The sequence below is a fragment of the Streptomyces sp. HUAS YS2 genome (assembly GCF_033343995.1).
Lineage (GTDB): Bacteria > Actinomycetota > Actinomycetes > Streptomycetales > Streptomycetaceae > Streptomyces > Streptomyces solicathayae.
The window spans coordinates 894,902-914,104 of record NZ_CP137573.1 but is presented as its reverse complement, the minus strand read 5'-3'; the positions used below and the strand labels follow the sequence as shown (position 1 = coordinate 914,104).

Annotated in this window: 18 protein-coding genes; 14 read left to right on the top strand and 4 right to left on the bottom strand. The window is 74.0% G+C overall.

The genetic code is table 11. From position 1 onward, the window contains the following. The first annotated feature begins 109 nt into the window (after positions 1 to 109). From R2D22_RS04315 to R2D22_RS04295, 5 genes are all read left to right on the top strand, one after another. The gene (locus R2D22_RS04315) at positions 110 to 3,478 is read left to right on the top strand and encodes a hypothetical protein (RefSeq protein ID WP_318101340.1); all 3,369 of its coding nucleotides are present in this window, start codon (positions 110 to 112) and stop codon (positions 3,476 to 3,478) included. A 122-nt stretch (positions 3,479 to 3,600) separates the two neighbouring features. Continuing rightward, positions 3,601 to 4,377 (top strand): amino acid ABC transporter ATP-binding protein, encoded by a 777-nt coding sequence (locus R2D22_RS04310; protein WP_318101339.1) that lies wholly within the window; start codon positions 3,601 to 3,603, stop codon positions 4,375 to 4,377. 39 nt (positions 4,378 to 4,416) lie between these two features. Further along, positions 4,417 to 5,259 (top strand): glutamate ABC transporter substrate-binding protein, encoded by an 843-nt coding sequence (locus tag R2D22_RS04305; RefSeq protein ID WP_318101337.1) that lies wholly within the window; start codon positions 4,417 to 4,419, stop codon positions 5,257 to 5,259. 10 nt (positions 5,260 to 5,269) lie between these two features. Then, the gene (locus R2D22_RS04300; protein ID WP_318101336.1) at positions 5,270 to 5,935 is read left to right on the top strand and encodes an amino acid ABC transporter permease; all 666 of its coding nucleotides are present in this window, start codon (positions 5,270 to 5,272) and stop codon (positions 5,933 to 5,935) included. Continuing rightward, a complete protein-coding gene (locus tag R2D22_RS04295; RefSeq protein WP_318101335.1) occupies positions 5,932 to 6,846 on the top strand; it encodes an amino acid ABC transporter permease in 915 nt (304 codons plus the stop codon). The genes R2D22_RS04300 and R2D22_RS04295 overlap by 4 nt, the downstream gene beginning before the upstream one ends. Before the next feature lie 22 nt (positions 6,847 to 6,868). On the opposite strand, the gene R2D22_RS04290 is transcribed toward R2D22_RS04295, so the two are convergent. Further along, a complete protein-coding gene (locus R2D22_RS04290; RefSeq protein ID WP_318101334.1) occupies positions 6,869 to 7,291 on the bottom strand; it encodes an acyl-CoA thioesterase in 423 nt (140 codons plus the stop codon). A 117-nt stretch (positions 7,292 to 7,408) separates the two neighbouring features. Here R2D22_RS04290 and bla point away from each other — a divergent pair, with 117 nt between their 5' ends. The 5 genes from bla (at position 7,409) to R2D22_RS04265 (ending at position 12,268) form a co-directional block, all read left to right on the top strand. Then, positions 7,409 to 8,401, top strand: a complete 993-nt coding sequence (gene bla / locus R2D22_RS04285; RefSeq protein WP_318101333.1) for a class A beta-lactamase — start codon at positions 7,409 to 7,411, stop codon at positions 8,399 to 8,401. Between the two features lie 83 nt (positions 8,402 to 8,484). After that, positions 8,485 to 9,615 carry a GntR family transcriptional regulator gene (locus R2D22_RS04280; RefSeq protein ID WP_318101332.1) on the top strand — a complete coding sequence of 377 codons (1,131 nt, stop codon included), beginning with the start codon at positions 8,485 to 8,487 and terminating at the stop codon, positions 9,613 to 9,615. Positions 9,616 to 9,685: 70 nt separating this feature from the next. After that, positions 9,686 to 10,579, top strand: a complete 894-nt coding sequence (locus tag R2D22_RS04275; RefSeq protein ID WP_318101331.1) for an SIS domain-containing protein — start codon at positions 9,686 to 9,688, stop codon at positions 10,577 to 10,579. A gap of 26 nt (positions 10,580 to 10,605) precedes the next feature. Continuing rightward, entirely contained in the window at positions 10,606 to 11,367 is a 762-nt protein-coding gene (locus tag R2D22_RS04270; RefSeq protein WP_318101329.1) for a PIG-L deacetylase family protein, read from the top strand. Positions 11,368 to 11,431: 64 nt separating this feature from the next. Further along, positions 11,432 to 12,268 carry an enoyl-CoA hydratase/isomerase family protein gene (locus R2D22_RS04265; protein WP_318101328.1) on the top strand — a complete coding sequence of 279 codons (837 nt, stop codon included), beginning with the start codon at positions 11,432 to 11,434 and terminating at the stop codon, positions 12,266 to 12,268. A gap of 42 nt (positions 12,269 to 12,310) precedes the next feature. On the opposite strand, the gene R2D22_RS04260 is transcribed toward R2D22_RS04265, so the two are convergent. The 3 genes from R2D22_RS04260 to R2D22_RS04250 form a co-directional block, all read right to left on the bottom strand. After that, on the bottom strand, positions 12,311 to 13,090 hold the full coding sequence (locus tag R2D22_RS04260; RefSeq protein WP_318101326.1) for a VOC family protein: 780 nt from the start codon (positions 13,088 to 13,090) through the stop codon (positions 12,311 to 12,313). 134 nt (positions 13,091 to 13,224) lie between these two features. Continuing rightward, positions 13,225 to 14,139: an SDR family oxidoreductase gene (locus tag R2D22_RS04255; RefSeq protein ID WP_318101324.1), complete on the bottom strand. Its 915-nt coding sequence runs from the start codon at positions 14,137 to 14,139 to the stop codon at positions 13,225 to 13,227. Between the two features lie 41 nt (positions 14,140 to 14,180). Next, complete coding sequence (locus tag R2D22_RS04250) at positions 14,181 to 15,140, bottom strand: NAD(P)/FAD-dependent oxidoreductase (protein ID WP_318101323.1); 960 nt, start codon at positions 15,138 to 15,140, stop codon at positions 14,181 to 14,183. 79 nt (positions 15,141 to 15,219) lie between these two features. On the opposite strand from R2D22_RS04250, the gene R2D22_RS04245 reads away from it, so the two are divergent. The 4 genes from R2D22_RS04245 to R2D22_RS04230 all read left to right on the top strand — a co-directional run bounded on the left by R2D22_RS04245 (position 15,220) and on the right by R2D22_RS04230 (position 19,143). Then, complete coding sequence (locus R2D22_RS04245) at positions 15,220 to 15,816, top strand: helix-turn-helix domain-containing protein (protein WP_318101322.1); 597 nt, start codon at positions 15,220 to 15,222, stop codon at positions 15,814 to 15,816. Between the two features lie 80 nt (positions 15,817 to 15,896). Next, entirely contained in the window at positions 15,897 to 16,865 is a 969-nt protein-coding gene (locus R2D22_RS04240) for an NADPH:quinone oxidoreductase family protein (protein WP_318101320.1), read from the top strand. Then, positions 16,862 to 18,061, top strand: coding sequence for an acyl-CoA dehydrogenase family protein (locus R2D22_RS04235; RefSeq protein ID WP_318101318.1), 1,200 nt, complete (start codon positions 16,862 to 16,864; stop codon positions 18,059 to 18,061). Before R2D22_RS04240 ends, R2D22_RS04235 begins: the two co-directional genes overlap by 4 nt. Then, the gene (locus tag R2D22_RS04230) at positions 18,058 to 19,143 is read left to right on the top strand and encodes an acyl-CoA dehydrogenase family protein (RefSeq protein WP_318101317.1); all 1,086 of its coding nucleotides are present in this window, start codon (positions 18,058 to 18,060) and stop codon (positions 19,141 to 19,143) included. Before R2D22_RS04235 ends, R2D22_RS04230 begins: the two co-directional genes overlap by 4 nt. Positions 19,144 to 19,203 lie beyond the last annotated feature (60 nt).

The following is a 19,203-nucleotide window of genomic DNA, read 5'->3' as shown; positions in this document are numbered from 1 at the left end:
CCGCCCCTCCCGTGGTCGCGCGGTTCCGATGTCCCGCGGGTGCCGTCCCGATCATGCCAGCTCCGAAAAGCAGTACGAGAACCCGCCCGCGACCAGGCACAATCCCGGCATGACCGATGGCTCCCGCGTCCAGGCGGATCGTCTCCTCTCCGTACTCGAACCCCTCCCGTACCCCCGCCGGATGCGGGAACTCGCCGACCGGGCCGCGGTCCTGGACCCGGCCGGGGCACGGGCGCTGTTCGCCGAACTCGACGCGCGCGGACCGTACGAGCGCGGCCTCGCCGTGGTCGTCGCCGCGGTCACCGGGGACGGCGGCCGGCTGGGCGAACGGCTCGTCGACCCCGACGCGTTCGTGCGCGGCCACGTGCTGCGCGTCGCGACGCCGTCGGTGGTGCCGGACGAGGCGTTCGCCGCCGCGCTCGACGACGCGCCGGAGATCGTCCGCCGCGAGCTGTTCGCCGCGATCGTCGCCGGCGGGCGTTCGGCGCTCGCCGACCGGCTGGTCGACGGGGTCCGGGCGGACTGGGGCGACGAGGAGGCGGCCCGGCTCCTGCCCGGCTGCGGCCCGGAGACCGTACGACGGCTGCTGCCGGAGCTGTTCCATGCCGTGCGCGGCTGGACCCGGCTCGTCAAACGGCACCCGGAGGCCGTCGCCGACGCCGCCGAGCGGGAGTTGGCCGCCCTGCCGGAGGGGCTGCGCGACGACTGGTGGCAGCGGTACCTGGCCGCGCTCGCCGTCCTTGCCGGGGCGGCGCCCGCCCGGGTCGTCGGGCTCCTGGCCACGTACCGGCCCGGCGTCCGGCCCTGGAGGTTCGACGACGTCCTGCGCACGCTGGCACTCGGCGACCCGGCAGGCGTGCTGCGGCTGCTCCTGAGCGACACCGGCGGAATGACCAGTACCGTCCTGCACCGCCCCGAGGCCGCCCGCCGCATCGCGCGGACCGCGCCGCGGGACCAGGTCTTCGCGCTCGGCCGCGCCCTGACGGACCGGCCCTACGAACTCGCCCGGCTGATCGCCGCCCACCCGCCGGGCCGGCGTGCGGCGTTCCACGAGGCCGTACTCGAGGGCCGCAGCGGAACCAGACACCTCGCGGGGCCCGAGGTCCTGCGGGTCCTGCCCCGGGAGGCCGCGGCCCGCGAGGCGCGCCGCGTCGTCGCGTACTGCCAGGGCCGCCCCGGGAGGCGGGAGCGGCTCCTGGAGGCGGTCGCCTGCCTGCCCGTCGCCGAGGCCCGCGAGCCACTGCTCGCGGCCACCCGCGAGCCGGTCCTGGAGGAACGCGAGGCGGCCTGGCCCCGGCTGATCCGCAACGCGGCCCGCTCCGGCGACCCGGACGCCGTCACCACCGTCCTCGCCGACCTGGCCCGGCTGCGCAACGAACCGGACCCCGTCCGATGCGCCGCCCTGAACGCCCTCGCGGCGCTCCCGCCCCGCCTGCTCACCGCCTCCGCCGCCGCGCACCTCGCCCGCGTCGCCGCGGACGCCACCCAGGCCCCGGACCTCTCCGCCGAGAGCCGCCGCGCGCTCCACGCCCTGGCCGAGGCGGTGCTGCGCGAGCACCCGGACGAGCCCGCCCTGCGGGACGTGGCGCTCGACGTCCTGGTACGGCTCTGCCGGATCGCGGGAGCGGCCGGGCTCGGCCGGCTCGACCACGCGCTGCGCCCCGGGCAGGAGGCCCTTCTGCTCGCCGCGCTGCGGCCGCTGGTCGAACCGGCCGTCGCCAAAGCCGATTTCGGGCTCGTCATCGCGCTGGCCCGCGCACTCGGCCCCCGCGCCGCCGCACTCCCGGAAATCCAGGACCTGCTGTGGCGCGCCGTTCAGGAGGGCGGTGACGCCACCGCGCGCACCGCCGTCGGGCTCTGGCTCGCACCGGCCCCCGAGCGGGACGCCCGCGTCGAGCGGCTGCTCGCCCACGAGCCCTCGGCCGCCGTGCTGCCGGAAGTGCTCCACGTGCTCACCGGCCGCCGCACCGACCTGCTGGAGCCTCTGCTCGGCGACGAACCGCCGCACGGCCGCTTCCTCGCCGCCGGCCGCTGGACCGTCCCCGTGACGCCGGAGGCCCGTCGCTGGACCGGCCGCCAGCAGCGGGCGGTGGTCCGCCGGTGGCAGAGCGTGGTCGCGGACCGGTCGCTGTCCGAGTACGACCGGGCGGACGGCCTGCGCCCGCTCGCCGGGCTGCCCGAGGGCGCGGATGCCGTCCTCGCCGGTGTCGGCGACCCGTCCGTGGTGGTCGCCGAGGCCGCGCTCGCCGCCCTCTCCCATACCGTCCGCCCCGGCGACGCCCTGCCGGAGCTGCTCCGTCACGCGGGTGACGACCGGGCCCGCGTCGCCGTGTACGCGGCGGACCGCGCCACCCGCCACGTACCGCCGTCCCGGCTGTCCGCCCTGCTGCCCCCGCTGCTCGCCCCGGCCGGGACGAAGGTCACCAGCCGCAAGGAGGGCGTCCGGCTGGTCGCCGCCCGGCTGCCCCGGCCCGAGGCGGCCGCCCTGGTCGCCGAGGCGTACGAGCGGCCGGACCAGCATCGCGATGTGCGGGCCGTCTGCGTGGCAGCCGCCGCCCGGCTCTTCGAGCAGTCGCGCACCCGGCGCCTGCTGACCGAGGCCGCCTCGGGACACACCACGCAGCGGCGCGCCGTGCTCCGGGTCGTCCCGGCGCATCTGGCCGAGCCGTTCCGGCCCGCGTACGCCCGCCTCATGGAGGAGGTGTGCGACAGCGACGACGACGAGCTGGTGGGCGACGCCTACGAGGCGCTCGCCGCCTGGCTGCCGTGGTCGCCGCACGCCACCGGGATTCTGCAGGCCGCCGTCGTCGACCTCGGGACGGAGGCCGGCTGGTACGCCGCGACGCAGGGACTCGCCCGCGCCGCCTGTGCGATCCCGGCCGCGAGGAACGCGTACCTCGAGACCCTGGACGCCCTGCTGGCGGCCGACGCCGCTGCCGCCGGCGGCCCGCTGGACGCCGGGACGGAGCGGGACCGGCCCGCGCTGCAGCGCCTCGACACCCTGGTGCGCACGCTCTACCGGCAGGGCGAGCCGCTCGCTCCGATCCGCGCCGTGCAGGCCGAGGCCGCCGACCGGCTCGCCGGTCACGACGCCACCGCGGCGACGGCCGCCCAGCTGTGGGCCGAGGCACTCGATCTCGGCGCCGAACCCGACGTGCTGCACGCCGCCCTGACGCGCCTGGCCCGGCTACACGACGCTCGGCCCATGGGCCTCGCCCGCTCCGTGAGGGAGCTGGCGCGGCGTCTGGGGGGCCGGCAGCGGGAGGGGCACGAGGCGTCACTGCTCGCTGTCGCCCGGCGACTCGCCGCGACGGGCGGCCATGCCGAGGGCGTCCTGGCCGTCGTGCTCACCGCCGCCGGCGGCGAGCGCACCGACTGGGCCGAACCGTGGCGCACCCTGCTGCGCGAGCTGCGCGCCCACCCCCAGCCGGAGGTACGGGACGAGGCCCGGGGGCACCGGACCGCCTGGGCCTGGTGAGGCCTCCGGGGGCGCCGGGCCCGGCGCCCCCGGAGGCCCGGCGTGCGGCCGGATCGCGGAGGGCGGAGCATGAACGTGAGAAGGGACGGCAAGCGGGACGACGGTGACCCCAGGAGGGTGCCATGCCCCACCCGGAGAAGACGCGCGCCGATGTCGACACCGGCAACGCCTTGGTCGTGCTGAAGAACGTCGACAAGCACTTCGGCGCGCTCCACGTGCTCCAGAGCATCGACCTGACCATCGACCGCGGCGAGGTCGTCGTCGTCATCGGCCCGTCGGGATCGGGGAAGTCCACGCTCTGCCGCGCCATCAACCGGCTGGAGACCATCGACTCGGGCGAGATCTTCGTCGACGGTCGCCCGCTGCCCGCCGAGGGCCGCGAGCTGGCCGGACTGCGCGCCGACGTCGGCATGGTCTTCCAGTCCTTCAACCTGTTCGCCCACAAGACCGTCCTGGAGAACGTCACGCTCGGCCAGATCCGGGTGCGCAAGAAGGACAAGAAGGCCGCCGAGACACGCGGCCGGCAACTGCTCGACCGGGTCGGCGTCGCCTCGCAGGCGGACAAGTACCCGGCTCAGCTCTCCGGCGGCCAGCAGCAGCGCGTCGCGATCGCCCGCGCGCTCGCCATGGACCCCAAGGTGATGCTCTTCGACGAGCCGACCTCCGCCCTCGACCCCGAGATGATCAACGAGGTCCTGGAGGTCATGCAGCAGCTCGCCCGGGACGGCATGACCATGGTGGTCGTCACCCATGAGATGGGCTTCGCCCGCTCCGCCGCCAACCGGGTCGTCTTCATGGCCGACGGGCGGATCGTCGAGGAGACCACCCCGGACGAGTTCTTCAGCAACCCGCGCAGCGAGCGGGCCAAGGACTTCCTGTCGAAGATCCTGCATCACTGACGCCGCACCAGAGGCGCACGACCCCCAGGGGTGAACATCATGAACCGATCCAAGGGCCGCAAGGCCACCCTGGCCGCGGCCGCCGCGGCCGCGCTCGCCCTGGCCGCCGGCGCCTGCAGCGACAACGGCGGGGGCGGCGGCGGCGGTGACGACGACAAGATCACCGTCGGGATCAAGTTCGACCAGCCCGGCATCGGCCTGAAGACGCCGGACGGCACGTACACCGGCTTCGATGTCGACGTGGCGACGTACATCGCCAAGGAACTCGGCCACGATCCGAGCGACATCGTCTGGAAGGAGGCCAAGAGCGCCGACCGCGAGACGCTGCTGCAGCGCGGCGACGTCGACTTCATCGCGGCCTCGTACTCGATCAACGACGAGCGGGCGAAGAAGGTCGACTTCGCCGGACCGTACCTCCTGGCGCACCAGGACGTGCTGGTCCGGGCGGACGACGACAGCATCACCAAGCCCGCCGACCTCAACAACAAGAAGCTCTGCTCGGTCACCGGCTCCACGTCCGCGCAGAACGTCAAGACCAAGCTCGCGCCCGACGCCCAGCTGCAGGAGTACGGCGGGTACTCGGAGTGCCTGACCGGTCTCGAGAACAAGGCCGTCGACGCGCTGACCACCGACGACTCGATCCTGGCCGGCTACGCGGCGCAGGACGAGTTCAAGGGCAAGTTCAAGCTCGGCGGCTTCAAGATGAGCAACGAGAACTACGGCATCGGAGTCCAGAAGGGCAGCGAGCTCAAGGCCGAGATCAACACCGCGCTCGAGAAGATGGTCGAGGACGGGTCCTGGGACACCTACGTGAAGAAGAACTTCGGTCCGGCGAACTACCAGAACGAGCCCGCACCGGAGATCGGCGTCATCGTCAAGTGAGCAGGCCGCCGTGTTCGATTTCCTCGAAGGTTACGACCTGCTGGGAGCCTTCTGGGTGACGGTGCAGCTCACCGTCTACTCCGCGATCGGCTCCCTGATCTGGGGGACGCTGCTGGCCGCCATGCGGGTCAGCCCCGTCCCCCTGATGCGGGGCTTCGGCACCGCCTACGTGAACATCGTCCGCAACATCCCCCTCACCGTCATCATCGTCTTCACCTCGCTCGGCCTCTTCCAGACCCTCAACGTGAGCCTGGGCGCGGACGACTTCACCACCATCAATTTCCGGCTCGCCGTGCTCGGACTGATCGCCTACACCTCGGCGTTCGTCTGCGAGGCCGTGCGCTCCGGCATCAACACCGTCCCCATCGGCCAGGTCGAGGCCGCCCGCGCCATCGGGCTGAGCTTCCCACAGGTGCTGCGGCTCATCGTGCTGCCCCAGGCCTTCCGCTCGGTCGTCGGCCCGCTGGCCAACGTGCTCATCGCGCTCACCAAGAACACCACCGTCGCCGCGGCCATCGGCGTCGCCGAAGCGGCCCTGCTGATGCGGGAGATGATCGAGAACGAGGCCCAGCTCATCCTCATCTCGGCGATCTTCGCGGTCGGCTTCATCTGCCTCACCCTGCCGACCGGCCTGTTCCTCGGCTGGGTCGCCAAGAAGGTGGCGGTGAAGCGATGAAGCGCGACGCCACCGTCCTGTACGACGTCCCCGGCCCGCGGGCCCGGCGGCGCAACCTCCTCTACACCGGCCTGTTCCTGATCGCGCTCGCCGCGGTGGTCTGGTGGGTGGTCGCGAGCCTCGCCGACAAGGGGCAGCTCGAATGGCCCAAGTGGGAGCCGTTCTTCACCGACTCCCGGGTGTGGAGCACCTATCTGCTGCCCGCCCTGAAGAACACCCTGATCGCCGCGGCCCTCTCGATGGTGATCGCGCTGCCGCTCGGCGCCGTCCTCGGCATCGCGCGGCTCTCCGACCACCGGTGGGTGCGCGGCACGGCGGGCGCCGTCGTGGAGTTCTTCCGCGCCATCCCCGTGCTGATCCTGATGCTCTTCGCGAACGCCGCGCTCTCCGAGTTCACCGACATCAGCCCGGAGAGCCGCCCGCTGTACGCCGTCGTCATCGGCCTCGTCCTCTACAACGCCTCCGTGCTCGCCGAGGTCGTCCGGGCCGGCATCCTCGCGCTGCCCCAGGGGCAGACGGACGCCGCCAAGGCGATCGGCATGCGCAAGGGCCAGATCATGACGTTCGTCCTGCTGCCGCAGGCGGTCACCGCGATGCTGCCCGCGCTGGTCAGCCAGCTCGTCGTCATCGTCAAGGACACCGCCCTGGGCGGCGCGATGCTCGGCTTCTCCGAGCTGCTCGCCTCGGTCCGTCCGATGAGCGCCAACTACGGGGCCAACACCATCGCGAGCTTCACCGTCGTCGCCGTGATCTTCATCGTGCTCAACTTCGCCCTCACGACCTTCGCGAGCTGGCTGGAACGGCGGCTCAGGCGCGGCCGGAAGAGCACCGGCGCCGTCGTCGGGGCGGACGCGGTCGAAGAGCTGGCGACCCCCGGCGAGCACGTCGTCCCGCCGGACGGCACGAAGTGAGCCGGAGCCCGATGGCCGGGAGTCAGAGCCCCATGATCTCCGGGTGCTCGGCCAACTTGGCGAAATATTCGGCCGGATTCGGAAGCAGCTTCCGCTTCTCGAGGTCGAGGAGCCCGGCGACGCAGGAGACCTCGCAGGCCAGGACGCCGTCGGCCCGGCGGATCTCCTGCTCCATCCGGAACGTCTTCCCCTCGCCCCAGACCCAGGAGCAGGTCACGTCGACCTCGTCACCGCCACGCAGTTCCCGGTGGAAGCGCATCGTCTGCTCCAGCGCCGCCGGGCCGACGCCGGTGTCGATCAGCGCGGCCTGCGAGATACCGGCCGCACGCATGCTCTCCCACCGCAGATGCTCGCAGTACTGCAGGTAGACGGCCTGATTGAGATGTCCCTGGGTGTCGAGCTCGTAACCCCGGACGACGATGCGCAACGTGAACGGTTCCGTCATGGTCGGTCGACCCCCTCGATTGCCCCGTGGCGTTCCTCCCTCCCATGATCCCACGGGGTGATCTCCCGGGCCGTGTCTCTTGGACAGGGCACGGTCGTGGATGTTGAGGTGGGCGGTATGAACCTCACCCACTTACGAACCGAGGCGGGGCCGCGCATGGGCGCGCTCCTCCTGGCCCTCCTGCTCGGCGGCACCGCGGCCTGCGCGGCTCCCGCCCCCGCCCCCGACCCGGCCTCGGACCGGCCCGCCGTCACGTCCGCCGCGCCCGTTGCGGCGGACGCGACCCCGGCGCTCACCGCCACGCTGCGGAAGCTGGAGCGCGAACGCGCCGTCCGCATCGGCGCGGTGGCGTACGACACCGGGACCGGACGGACCGTCGCGCACCGCGCCGACGAGTCCTTCCCCATCCTGTCCGTCTTCAAGGCCTTCGCCTGCGCCGCCGTCCTCCAGAAGGCCCGCCGGACCGACCCCGGCCTCATGGAGCGGACCGTCCACTGGACGGCCGCCGACGAGGTGCCGAACTCACCCGTCACCGAGGGGCGCGGCGCCGCCGGTATGACCATGGCGGAGCTGTGCCACGCCACCGTGACCCGCAGCGACAACACCGCCGGCAACCTGGTCCTGAAGGAGCTCGGCGGCCCGGCCGGCCTGACCCGCTTCTTCCGCTCGCTCGGCGACCCGGTCACCCGCCTCGACCGCTGGGAACCCGAACTCAACGACTGGCGGCCGGGGGAGCGGCGGGACACGACGACGCCCGCGGCGCTCCGGCGCTCCTTCGTCCCGCTCGTGGCAGGACCGGACGACGGTGGGGCGCTCGTCCCCGCCGACCGCGACCGGCTGAACGCGTGGCTGCGGGCCACCGAGACGGGCGACAAGCGGATCAGGGCCGGGCTGCCGGACGGCTGGACCGTCGGTGACAAGACCGGCACGACCTCCTCGTACGGCGGCGCGCACGACATCGCCATCGCCGTCCCGCCGTCCGGCGCTCCGGTGATCCTGGTCGTCCTCACCCGGCGCACCGCGGCGACCGCCGCGCCGGACGACGCGGCCGTCGCCGCGACCGCCGGCGCACTCGTCCGGGAGCTGCGGCAGCCAGGTCCTCGTGCCTGACGAGGTCTAGACCGCGACCGTGGGGCCGGGGATAGTATTCGCCGCGCAATCCGACAGCAAACGGCGCGAGGTCAGGGGTCCGGGTGGCGCGGGACGACGTACCCACGAGCGGGCGCGAACTGAAGTTCCGGACCCTCATGGCCGAACTGCGGCGCGGCATCCTCGACGGGACCTGGCCCCCCGGCAGCAAGCTCCCCACCGAACGCGCGCTGGCCGTGGAGACCGGCCTGTCGGTCACCACGGTGCGCCGCGCGTACGAGGACCTCGTCGCGCTCGGACTCGTCGAACGCCGCCAGGGCGCGGGCACGTTCGCCGCCCAGCGGTACGACGAGGAGGCCGCGCGCCGCCGGATCGTCGGGGTCGTCGTCCCCGACACCGCGTTCTACTACCCGCGCGTGCTCCAGGGCATCGAGAAGGAACTCGCCGGCGCCGGCGCCCGGCTCGTCCTCGCCTGCTCGTCCTACGACCCCGCCGAGGAGGACGCCGCCGTCGCCCGGCTGCTCTCCTCCGGGGTGCACGGACTGCTCCTCGCCCCCACCCTGCACACCGCGACCGACCCGGGCCGGCGCGCCGAGGAACTCCTCGCGCTGCCGGTGCCCGCGGTGCTCGTCGAGCGCCGGCTCGCCGCGTACGGGCCCGGCGACCCGACCGAGCACGTCTGCACCGACCACGAGGGCGGCGCCTACGACGCCGTCCGGCACCTGCGCGGGCTCGGCCACGAAAGGCTCGCGCTCGTCGTCCGCTCCGACGCGCCCACCAGCGCGCCCCTGGAGTCCGGGTTCGCGCGGGCCGTCGCCGACCTCGGGCTGCGCGAACCGGTCCGCGTCCAGGGGCCGATGGCGGACTGGGACGCGGCCCGCGCCGACGCGGCGGTGGCAGCCGTGCGCGCCGCGGGGGCCACCGCCGCGCTCTGCTTCGGCGACCGCGAGGCCACGCTGGTGCTCGCGGCGGCCCGCCGCGCCGGACTCGACGTGCCCCGGGACCTGGCGCTGGTCAGCTACGACAACGAGTTCGCGGACGTCGCCGAGACCCCGCTGACCGCCGTCTCTCCGCCCAAGTTCCAGGTGGGCCGGCTGGCCGCGCAGATCCTGCTGCGCCGCCTCGCCGACGGCGACGCCAGCCCGCTCCACCAGGTGCGGCTGCGGCCCCGGTTGGTCGTCCGGGCGTCCTGCGGAGCGGCGGGCCCGCACAAAAGTCCAAGTCCTGCTCACTGATTGCTCATGGTGCGCTCCCCCGAGCCGGGATAGAAATCCGTCCGGACCGCCCAGACGAGAGGACCCGGACATGACCGCGCACGTCACCGCCGAGATCGCCGGCCAGCCCGACTGCTGGCGTCGCGCCGCCGACATCGCCGTCGCGCAGGCCGACCTGCTGCCCCGCCGGGGCGAGCGGGTGGCCGTCGTCGGCTGCGGCACCTCGTACTTCATGGCCCGCGCCTACGCGGCGCTGCGTGAGTCCCTGGGCGCAGGCGAGACCGACGCCTTCCCCGCCTCCGACCCGACGCCGATCGGCCGCGGCTACGACCGGATCGTGGCCCTGACCCGCTCCGGCACGACGACCGAGGTGGCCGACCTCCTCGCCCTCGCCCAGGGCCGCGTCCCCACCCTCGTCCTCACCGGGGTGCCCGACAGCCCGGCCGGGCGCCGCGGGGACGTGGTGCTCGACCTCGGCTTCGCCGACGAACGGTCCGTCGTCCAGACCCGGTTCGCCACCACGGCCCTGCAACTCCTGCGGGCCGGACTCGGCGTGGACCTCGCCCCGTCGATCACGGACGCCGAACTCGCCCTGTACGAGCCGCTGCCCCGATCCTGGGAGCTGCGCGGCCAGTTCACCTTCCTCGGCACCGGCTGGACGGTCGGCCTCGCCGACGAGGCGGCGCTCAAGCTCCGCGAGGCGGCCCGCGCGTGGACCGAGTCGTACGCGGCGATGGAGTACCGCCACGGCCCGATCAGCATCAGCGACCGGACCAGCCTGGTCTGGTGCTTCGGCCCCGTCCCGTCCGGCCTCGCCGACGAAGTCGAGTCCACCAGCGCCCTGTTCGCCGCCGACGCGCTCGACCCGGTCGCCGCCCTCGTCCGCGTCCAGCGGCTGGCCGTCGCCCTCGCGGGCCGCCGCGGGCTCAACCCGGACCGCCCCCGCAACCTGGCCCGCTCGGTCATCCTGACCGGCGCCGCCTGACCGCTCGGCGCGGGTAGGGTGCGGCCATGATCGACAAGACCGAAGCGACCCCGCCCGCGCTCGACCCGATGCCCGGCGACTGGCGACGCGCGCTCGCCGTCGTCGCCCACCCCGACGACCTGGAGTACGGCTGCGCCGCGGCGATCGCGGACTGGACGGACGGCGGCCGGGAGGTCGTCTACCTGCTCGCCACCCGGGGCGAGGCGGGCATCGACACCCTCGACCCGGCCGAATGCGCCGCGGTCCGCGAGCAGGAGCAGCGCGCGAGCGCGGCGGTCGTGGGCGTGGACACGGTGGAGTTCCTCGACCACCGGGACGGCGTGATCGAGTACGGGCTCGGCCTGCGCCGGGACATCGCGGCGGCGATCCGCCGGCACCGCCCGGAACTCGTGATCACGCTCAACCACCGCGACACCTGGACCCCAGGGCCCGGCGGCCCCTGGAACACCCCCGACCACGTGGCCGTCGGCCGCGCCACGCTGGACGCGGCGGCCGACGCGGGCAACCGCTGGATCTTCCCGGAGTTGACGGAGCAGGGCCTGGAGCCGTGGAACGGCGTCCGCTGGGTGGCCGTCGCGGGTTCCACCACCCCCACGCACGCCACGTCCGCCGCTCCCGGCATGGAGCGCGCGGTCGAATCCCTGCTGTGCCACCGCGCCTACATAGAGGCGCTGACCGACCAGGCGCCGGAGGAGTACGTCCGCGAGTTCCTCACCGGCATCGCGGAGCGCACGGCCGCCCGCTTCGACGGCGTCCCGGCCGTGTCGTTCGAGCTCTTCGCCCGCTGATCCCGTTGCCGTGCGCGCCCCGCACCCCTAACCTGACGCTCCATCAGGAGGGGGGTGGGGCGCGGTGATCGACACGCTGGACCGGGAGATCCCGGCGGGGGAGGAGCGGCTCCGGTTCGAAGTGACCGAGGGCGGCGTCGGGGTGCTCACGCTGTGCCGGCCCGAGAAGCTCAACGGGTGGAGCTGGGAGGCGAGTCGGCAGCTCGGTGTGTTCGCCGACCGGATCCGGTTCGACCCGTCCGTGCGGGTCGTCCTGCTCCGGGCTGAGGGGCGGGCGTTCTGCGCCGGGATCGACGTCACCGCGCCCGGCGGGGCGATCACCGGTGATTCGGCCGCCGAGCGGACGCACCGCTACGACGAGGGCATCCGCTGGGTCCACGAGCGCTTCGCCGCCTTCGCCCGGCTGCCGCAGCCGATCGTGGCGGCCGTGCAGGGCTACTGCCTCGGCTTCGGGTTCGAACTGGCGCTGATGGCGGACGTCAGGATCGCCGCCGACGACGCGAGGTTCGCGCTGCCCGAGGCCGGGATCGGCGTGGCCGTCGACGCCGGCGGAGACCTGCGGATCGCCCGCGACGCGGGGGCCGGCTGGGCCAAGTACCTGGCCCTCACCGGCCGTCGCGTCGACGCCGCCACCGCCGAACGGCTCGGCCTCGTCCAGCTCGTCACGCCGCCCGACGGCCTCGACACGGCCGCCCGGGACACCGCCGCGGCCATCGCCGCGAACGCGCCGCTCGCCGTCCGTGCGATCAAGCGGAACATCGACGCCTTCGCCGACCACGGCATGGCCGCCGCCCTCGACCGCGCCGCCCTCGCCGCGGCGCTCACCCTCACCTCGGACGACGCGAGGGAGGGCTACGCGGCGAAGGCGGCCCGGCGCCCGCCCGGATTCACCGGCGCCTGAGGGGCCAGGGGTGTCTTCCGGCGTGATCCGGAAGACACCCCCTTACATCCGCGGGTCCGGCTTCAGGACGGCGAAGGGGGCGCCGAACGGGTCGGCGAACCAGGCGATCCGACCCACCTCCGGCACGTCCGCCGCGGGCATCAGCACCGTCCCGCCGTTGCCCTGGACCGCCTCGGCCGTCCGGTCCGGGTCCATCACCGTGAAGTACGGGATCCAGCTCGGCTTCATCCCCTCGCCCTGGAGCTCGGCCGCCCCGCCGAACGACGTGTCCTCCTGGTCGCCCTCGGCGGTCGAGATCACCCGGTACGTCATCCCCGGCGCCGCCATCTCCGACCAGCGCCAGCCGAACAGGCCGCGGTAGAAGGACAGCGCGGCCTGGGGGTCGGGGACGTGCAGCTCGACCCAGAGCAGCGTGTTGTTCTCGGAGGTCCGGTCCAGGCCCTTGACGGCGCCCGGCTGCCAGACCGCGAACTCGGCGCCGGCCGGGTCGGTCATCGCGGCCATCCGGCCCGCGTCCATCACGTCCATGGCGGGGACGCGCACCTTGCCGCCGCCCTTCTCGGTCGCCTGCGCCGTGGCCTCCGCGTCGGGTGTCTGGAAGTACACCGTCCAGGCCGAACTCGCGCCCTCGTCGGTCAGCGGCCCGAGCGCGGCGACCGTCTTCCCGTCCTGCTGGAAGAACCCGTAGCCGCCCGCGTCCGGGCCGGCGGACGTGAAGTCCCAGCCGAAGACGGCGGTGTAGAACGCGGCGGCCGCGTCCGTGTCCGGGCTGCCGAGATCGATCCAGCTGGGGGAGCCGGTGCTGAAGTCCGTACCGAGCATGTGGTGCGCCCTGCCTTCCGCTGTCGTGTCGTGTGGTGTCGTGCTCTGTCCCGCCGCCCCCGGCGAATCCTTTCCGCCGCAGCCCGCTCGCGCAGCCCCGGCGTCCCGCATTCACACGCACGGCCGAGCGCGCGTCAGTCCCCGTCCCGCCCCCGCCCCAGCTGTTCACGGAGGGGGACCACCGGGTCGTTGACGATCGTCCGGCGCTGCCAGTTCGCCCCGTCCACGACCATCGTGTGGCCGCTGACGAACCGGGCGTACGGCGATGCCAGGAACGTCGCGGCCCACCCCAGCTCGCGCGGCAGGCCCACCCGCAGCGCGGGCTGCCTGCGGCCCGGGTCCGGCGCCCGGTCCAGGCCCGCGCGGATGTCCGGCGTCATGTCCTCGTGCGGCATCAGCCCGGGCACTAGTCCGTTGACCTGGATCCCGTACGGGCCCCACTCCACGGCCAGCGTCTCCACCAGGCTCTTCACGCCCGCCTTGGCCGACGCCGAGTGCACGAAGCCGGGCCCGCCGGTCCACGCGTACGACGCGCCGACGGCGATCACCGACGCCGGTGTCCCGGCGGCCAGGTGCCGGCGGGCGAACTCGCGGGTCGTGAACCAGGCGCCGGTCAGCGTGATGTCCACGACCGCCCGCCAGCCGTTCGGCGTCAAGTCCTCCGCCGGGACAGGGAAGTTCGCGGCGGCGTTGCTCACCAGTACGTCCGGCCGCCCGACCCCGGCCTCGCAGGCGTCGAGGGCCGCCGCGACCCGCTCCGGATCACGGACGTCGCACACGGCCGTCGCCACCCGCGTCCTGCCGACCGCCGCCAGCTCCGCACGGGCCCGGGCCAGCCGGTCCGCTGAGCGGCCCACGATCATCAGGTCCGCCCCCAGCCGGGCGAACTCCGCGGCGATCGCCTTTCCGAGGCCGGAGCCGCCCCCGGTCACCAGCACGGTCCGCCCCTCGTACGTCCCCGCCGGGAGCGCGCTCGCCCCGGGCGGGGGAGGGGCGGGCAGGCCGGGCAGGTCGTTCGGTTCGCTCGTCTCACCCGATGCGCTCGTCATGGCGCATCGATAGCGCGGACGGCCGGAGATCTGAAGAGCCGTCAGCCCACCACCGCCGTCTTCCGGTCCAGGTCCTCCTCCAGCAGGTCCATGTTGACCGCCACGCCCGCCCGGTACCCGCCGCTCGCCGCGTTGACGACCTGCTCCGCGGCCCCGACCGCGTTCCCCGCCGCCCACACGCCCGTCACACTGGTCCGACCGGTCGCGTCCACGGCCGTGAACGTTCCCATCGGCGTGTCCTCGGTCGCCGCGCCGAGCGCCCGCAGCAGCCCGTCGCGCGGCACGAAGGCCGGTCCGACGAACACCACGGAGCGCTCCACCACCCGGCCGTCCGCCAGCCGCACCCCGGTCAGCCGGTCGTCGGCGACGACCAGCCCGGACACCTCGCCCTCCACCGTCCGCACCCCCGCCGCCGCGAGCCGCCGCCGGTCCTCCTCGCCGACCGAGTCGTACGTGTGCGGGAAGAAGACCACGTCGTCGGACCACTGCGTCACGAGCAGCGCCTGGTGCGCGCCGAGCACCGGATGCGCGATCACACCGAACGCCCGGTCCCGCACCTCCCAGCCGTGGCAGTACGGGCAGTGCAGTACGTCCCGGCCCCAGCGCTCCGCGACCCCGTCGAACGGCGGCAGCTCGTCCACCAGGCCCGTCGTCACCACCAGCCGCCGGGTAGGGACCGTCCGGCCGTCGGCGAGCGACACGACGAACCCGCCCGCCCCGTCCGGCACCGCGCCGACCGCTTCGCCGGCCGTCCACTCCACCCCGTACGCGGCGATCTCCCGCCGCCCGGCGGCCAGGAACTCGGCCGGGCTCATTCCGTCCCGGGACAGGTACCCCTGCATGTGCGCGGCCGGGGCGTTGCGCGGCGCGCCGGCGTCGATCACCAGGGTCGTACGCCGGGACCGCCCGAGGACCAGGGCCGCGCTCAGGCCGGCGGCCCCGCCGCCGACGACCACGACGTCGTACCGCTCACCTGCCGCATGTGCGTTGTCTGCGTTCATGCCCCCGAGCCTGCGCCCGGGGCTATCGAGATGACAAAGAATGTTGCCGTTTCCGCAAGTGTCCCTGCACCATGGACCCATGACCGACACCCCCCGCGAGGACCCCCGTATCGACGACGTGCTCACGGAGGTCGGCCCGCGGCTGCGCCGCATCCGGCGTGCCCGGGGTGCCACCCTCGCCGATCTCTCCACCTCCACCGGCATCTCGGTGAGCACCCTCTCCCGCCTGGAGTCCGGGCAGCGTAGACCCAGCCTGGAGCTGCTGCTCCCGATCGCCCGCGCCCACCAGGTGCCGCTGGACGAACTGGTCGGCGCGCCGCCGGTGGGCGACCCCCGGGTGCGCGCCGAGCCGATCGTGCGGCACGGGCGCACGATGTACCCGCTGACCCGGCAGCCCGGCGGCCTCCAGGCGTACAAGGTGGTCCAGGAGAAGGCGACGGAGAAGCCGGATCCGCGGGTCCACGAGGGGTACGAATGGCTCTATGTGCTCTCCGGGAGGCTGCGGCTGGTGCTCGGCGAGCACGATGTCGTGCTGGCCGCCGGCGAGGCGGCAGAGTTCGACACGCGGGTGCCGCACTGGTTCGGGCCGACGCCGGACGGGCCGGTGGAGTTCCTGTCGCTGTTCGGTCCGCAGGGCGAGCGGATGCATGTGCGGGCGCGTCCGAAGAAGTCCTGAGCGGCATGTTCCATGACTGGCAAGCGACCGCTTAGTATGCGATCGACCGCGTAGTACGGACGACCGCCCGGAGGATCCCGATGCAGGCATGGCGAGTGCACGAGAACGGCGAGCCGGGCGAGGTGATGCAGCGGGACGAAGTCGACCGCCCCACCCCCGGTCCGGGGCAGGTCCTGCTCCGGGTGCTCGCCGCCGACGTCAACTTCCCCGACGCGCTGCTCTGTCGGGGCCTGTACCAGATCCGCCCGCCGCTGCCCTTCACCCCCGGGGTGGAGGTCTGCGCCGAGACCGAGGACGGCCGCCGGGTCATCGCCACGCCGGCCCTGCCGTACGGCGGCTTCGCCGAGTACACCGTCGCCGACGCGGCGGCGGTGCTCCCGGCCCCCGAGGCCCTCGACGACGCCGAGGCGGCCGCCCTGCACATCGGCTACCAGACCGCCGTCTTCGGACTGCACCGCCGCGCCGCGCTCCAGGAGGGCGAGACGCTGCTGGTGCACGCCGCCGCCGGCGGCGTGGGCAGCGCGGCCGTGCAGATCGGCAAGGCCACCGGCGCGACCGTGATCGGCGTGGTCGGCGGGCCGGAGAAGGCCGCCGTCGCCCGTGCGCTCGGCTGTGACGTGGTGGTGGACCGGCGTACCGAGGACGTCGTCGCCGCGGTCAAGGAGGCCACCGGCGGGCGCGGCGCGGACGTGGTCTTCGACCCGGTCGGCGGCGAGGCCTACACGCAGTCCACGAAGGTCGTGGCCTTCGAGGGCAGGATCGTGGTCGTCGGCTTCGCGAGCGGCTCGATCCCGTCGCCCGCCCTCAACCACGCCCTCGTGAAGAACTACTCGATCCTCGGCCTGCATTGGGGCCTGTACAACATCAAGGACCCGGCCGCCGTGCTGCGCTGCCACGAGACGCTCACCGAGTACGCCGCGAAGGGCCTGGTGAAGCCGCTGGTCAGCGAGCGGGTGCCGTTCGCCGGGGCCGCCGACGCCGTGCAGCGCGTCGCCGACGGCGTCACCACCGGCCGCCTCGTCGTCCTGCCGGACGGAGCCGCCCGATGATCCCTGCCGCGCCCGACGCCACCGAACTGATCGCCCGTGCCCGGAAGTTGCTCGCTGAGCACTCCCCGGCCACCACCTCGCGGATCGACTTCCTCCGAGCCCGCTTCGACGCCGGACTCGCGTGGGTGCACTACCCCGTGGGCCTCGGCGGCCTTGGCGCCCCGCGCGCGCTGCAGGCCGTCGTCGACGCCGAACTCACCGCCGCCGGCGCCCCCGACAACGACCCGCGCCGGATCGGCATCGGCCTCGGCATGGCCGCGCCGACCGTCCTCGCGTACGGCTCCGAGGACGTCAAGGCGCGGTTCCTCAGGCCGCTGTGGACCGGCGAGGAGGTGTGGTGCCAGCTGTTCAGCGAGCCCGGCGCCGGCTCCGACCTGGCCGCGCTCGGCACCCGCGCCGTACGGGACGAGCAGTCCGGCGACTGGATCGTCGACGGGCAGAAGGTGTGGACCTCCAGCGCGCACACCGCCCGCTGGGCGATCCTCATCGCCCGCACCGACCCGGACCTGCCCAAGCACCGCGGCATCACCTACTTCGTCTGCGACATGACCGACCCCGGCGTCGAGGTCCGGCCGCTGCGCCAGATCACCGGCGAGGCCGAGTTCAACGAGGTCTTCCTGACGGGCGTGCGGATCCCCGACGCACACCGCCTCGGCGAGGTCGGCGACGGCTGGCGGGTCGCCCAGACCACCTTGATGAACGAGCGGGTCTCCATCGGCGGCGGCCGCCTCCCGCGCGAGGGCGGCATGATCGGGAAGGCGGCGGCGACCTGGCGCGAGCGCCCCGAACTGCGCACCCACGACCTGCACCAGCGGCTGCTCGACCTCTGGGTGGACGCCGAGGTCGCCCGCCTCACCGGCGAACGGCTGCGCCAGCAGCTCGTCGCCGGCCAGCCGGGTCCCGAGGGCAGCGCCATGAAGCTCGGCTTCGCCCGGCTCAACCAGCTGATCAGCGGCCTGGAGGTGGAACTCCTCGGCGAGGAGGGCCTGTTGTACTCCGACTGGACGATGGTCCGACCGGAACTCGTCGACTTCACCGGGCGCGACGCCGGCTACCGCTATCTCCGCGCCAAGGGCAACTCGATCGAGGGCGGCACGACCGAGGTGCTCCTCAACATCGTGGCCGAGCGCGTGCTCGGCCTGCCCGCCGAGCCCCGCAACGACAAGGACGTCCCGTGGAAGGAGCTCGCGCGATGACGGACCTGCTGTACTCCGACACCGAGGACGACCTGAGGGCCGCGGTCCGCGCGCTGCTCACCGACCGGGCCGGGCCGGACGTGCTGCTCGGCCGGATCGAGACCGGCAGCCCGTACGTCCCCGGACTGTGGCGGGCCCTCGCCGCCGACATGGGCGCCGCCGGACTCCTCGTACCGGAGAAGCTGGGCGGCCAGGGTGCGAGCCACCGCGAGGCGGCCGTCGTCCTGGAGGAGCTGGGCCGCGCGGTGACCCCCGTCCCGTACCTGACCTCCTCCGTCGTCGCGACCGAGACGCTGCTCGCGATCGAGGACCCGCGCGAGCGGGTCACCGGGCTGCTCGCCGACCTGGCCGCCGGCCGGACCGTCGCGGTGCTCGCCGTCCCGCTGTCCGCCGCCCCGGACGCCCGGCCGGCGACCGGCGGCCGGGTCACCGGCGTCGCTGACGCCGCCGTCGCTGACGTCCTGCTCGTGCCGCGCGCCGACGGTCTGTACGCGGTCCCCGCCGCCGAGGCCGTGATCGAACCGCAGACCCCGCTGGACCTGACCCGCCCGCTGGCCGCCGTGGACGCCGACGCGGCGTCCGGGGTCCGGCTCGCGGACCGGGCGGCCGCCGACACGGCGATCCGGCGCGGACTGCTGGCCGGCGCCGGGCTGCTCGCCTCCGAACAGCTGGGCCTCGCCGCCTGGTGCCTGGAGGAGACCGTCCGGCACACCAAGGAGCGGTTCCAGTTCAACCGGCCGGTCGGCTCCTTCCAGGCGCTCAAGCACCGGATGGCGCAGCTCTGGCTGGAGATCGTGAACGCTCGGGCCGCCGCCCGGGCCGCCGCGGACGCGCTGGCCACCGGCAGCCCGGACGCCCCGCTCACGGTGGCCGTCGCCCAGGCGTACTGCTCGAAGGTCGCGGTGCATGCGGCCGAGGAGTGCGTCCAGCTGCACGGCGGCATCGGCATGACCTGGGAGCACCCGGCGCATCTGGCGCTCAAGCGGGCCAAGTCCGACCAGATCGCGCTCGGTTCCGCGGGCAGCCATCGGGCCGTGATCGCCGAGCTGGCGGAGCTGCCGGCGCCGGTGCCCTCGCCGTAAGGGGCCCGGTCCGAGCGCACCCCTCTACATGCTGTTTAATTGCGACCTATTCGCAATAAC

Bases quoted from the DNA above. Each gene is read 5' to 3' on its own strand.
- R2D22_RS04315 (WP_318101340.1), top strand. From the start codon at position 110: ATGACCGATGGCTCCCGCGTCCAGGCGGATCGTCTCCTCTCCGTACTC.
- R2D22_RS04310 (WP_318101339.1), top strand. From the start codon at position 3,601: ATGCCCCACCCGGAGAAGACGCGCGCCGATGTCGACACCGGCAACGCC.
- R2D22_RS04305 (WP_318101337.1), top strand. From the start codon at position 4,417: ATGAACCGATCCAAGGGCCGCAAGGCCACCCTGGCCGCGGCCGCCGCG.
- R2D22_RS04295 (WP_318101335.1), top strand. From the start codon at position 5,932: ATGAAGCGCGACGCCACCGTCCTGTACGACGTCCCCGGCCCGCGGGCC.
- R2D22_RS04290 (WP_318101334.1), bottom strand. From the start codon at position 7,291: ATGACGGAACCGTTCACGTTGCGCATCGTCGTCCGGGGTTACGAGCTC.
- bla (WP_318101333.1), top strand. From the start codon at position 7,409: ATGAACCTCACCCACTTACGAACCGAGGCGGGGCCGCGCATGGGCGCG.
- R2D22_RS04275 (WP_318101331.1), top strand. From the start codon at position 9,686: ATGACCGCGCACGTCACCGCCGAGATCGCCGGCCAGCCCGACTGCTGG.
- R2D22_RS04270 (WP_318101329.1), top strand. From the start codon at position 10,606: ATGATCGACAAGACCGAAGCGACCCCGCCCGCGCTCGACCCGATGCCC.
- R2D22_RS04260 (WP_318101326.1), bottom strand. From the start codon at position 13,090: ATGCTCGGTACGGACTTCAGCACCGGCTCCCCCAGCTGGATCGATCTC.
- R2D22_RS04255 (WP_318101324.1), bottom strand. From the start codon at position 14,139: ATGACGAGCGCATCGGGTGAGACGAGCGAACCGAACGACCTGCCCGGC.
- R2D22_RS04250 (WP_318101323.1), bottom strand. From the start codon at position 15,140: ATGAACGCAGACAACGCACATGCGGCAGGTGAGCGGTACGACGTCGTG.
- R2D22_RS04245 (WP_318101322.1), top strand. From the start codon at position 15,220: ATGACCGACACCCCCCGCGAGGACCCCCGTATCGACGACGTGCTCACG.
- R2D22_RS04240 (WP_318101320.1), top strand. From the start codon at position 15,897: ATGCAGGCATGGCGAGTGCACGAGAACGGCGAGCCGGGCGAGGTGATG.
- R2D22_RS04235 (WP_318101318.1), top strand. From the start codon at position 16,862: ATGATCCCTGCCGCGCCCGACGCCACCGAACTGATCGCCCGTGCCCGG.
- R2D22_RS04230 (WP_318101317.1), top strand. From the start codon at position 18,058: ATGACGGACCTGCTGTACTCCGACACCGAGGACGACCTGAGGGCCGCG.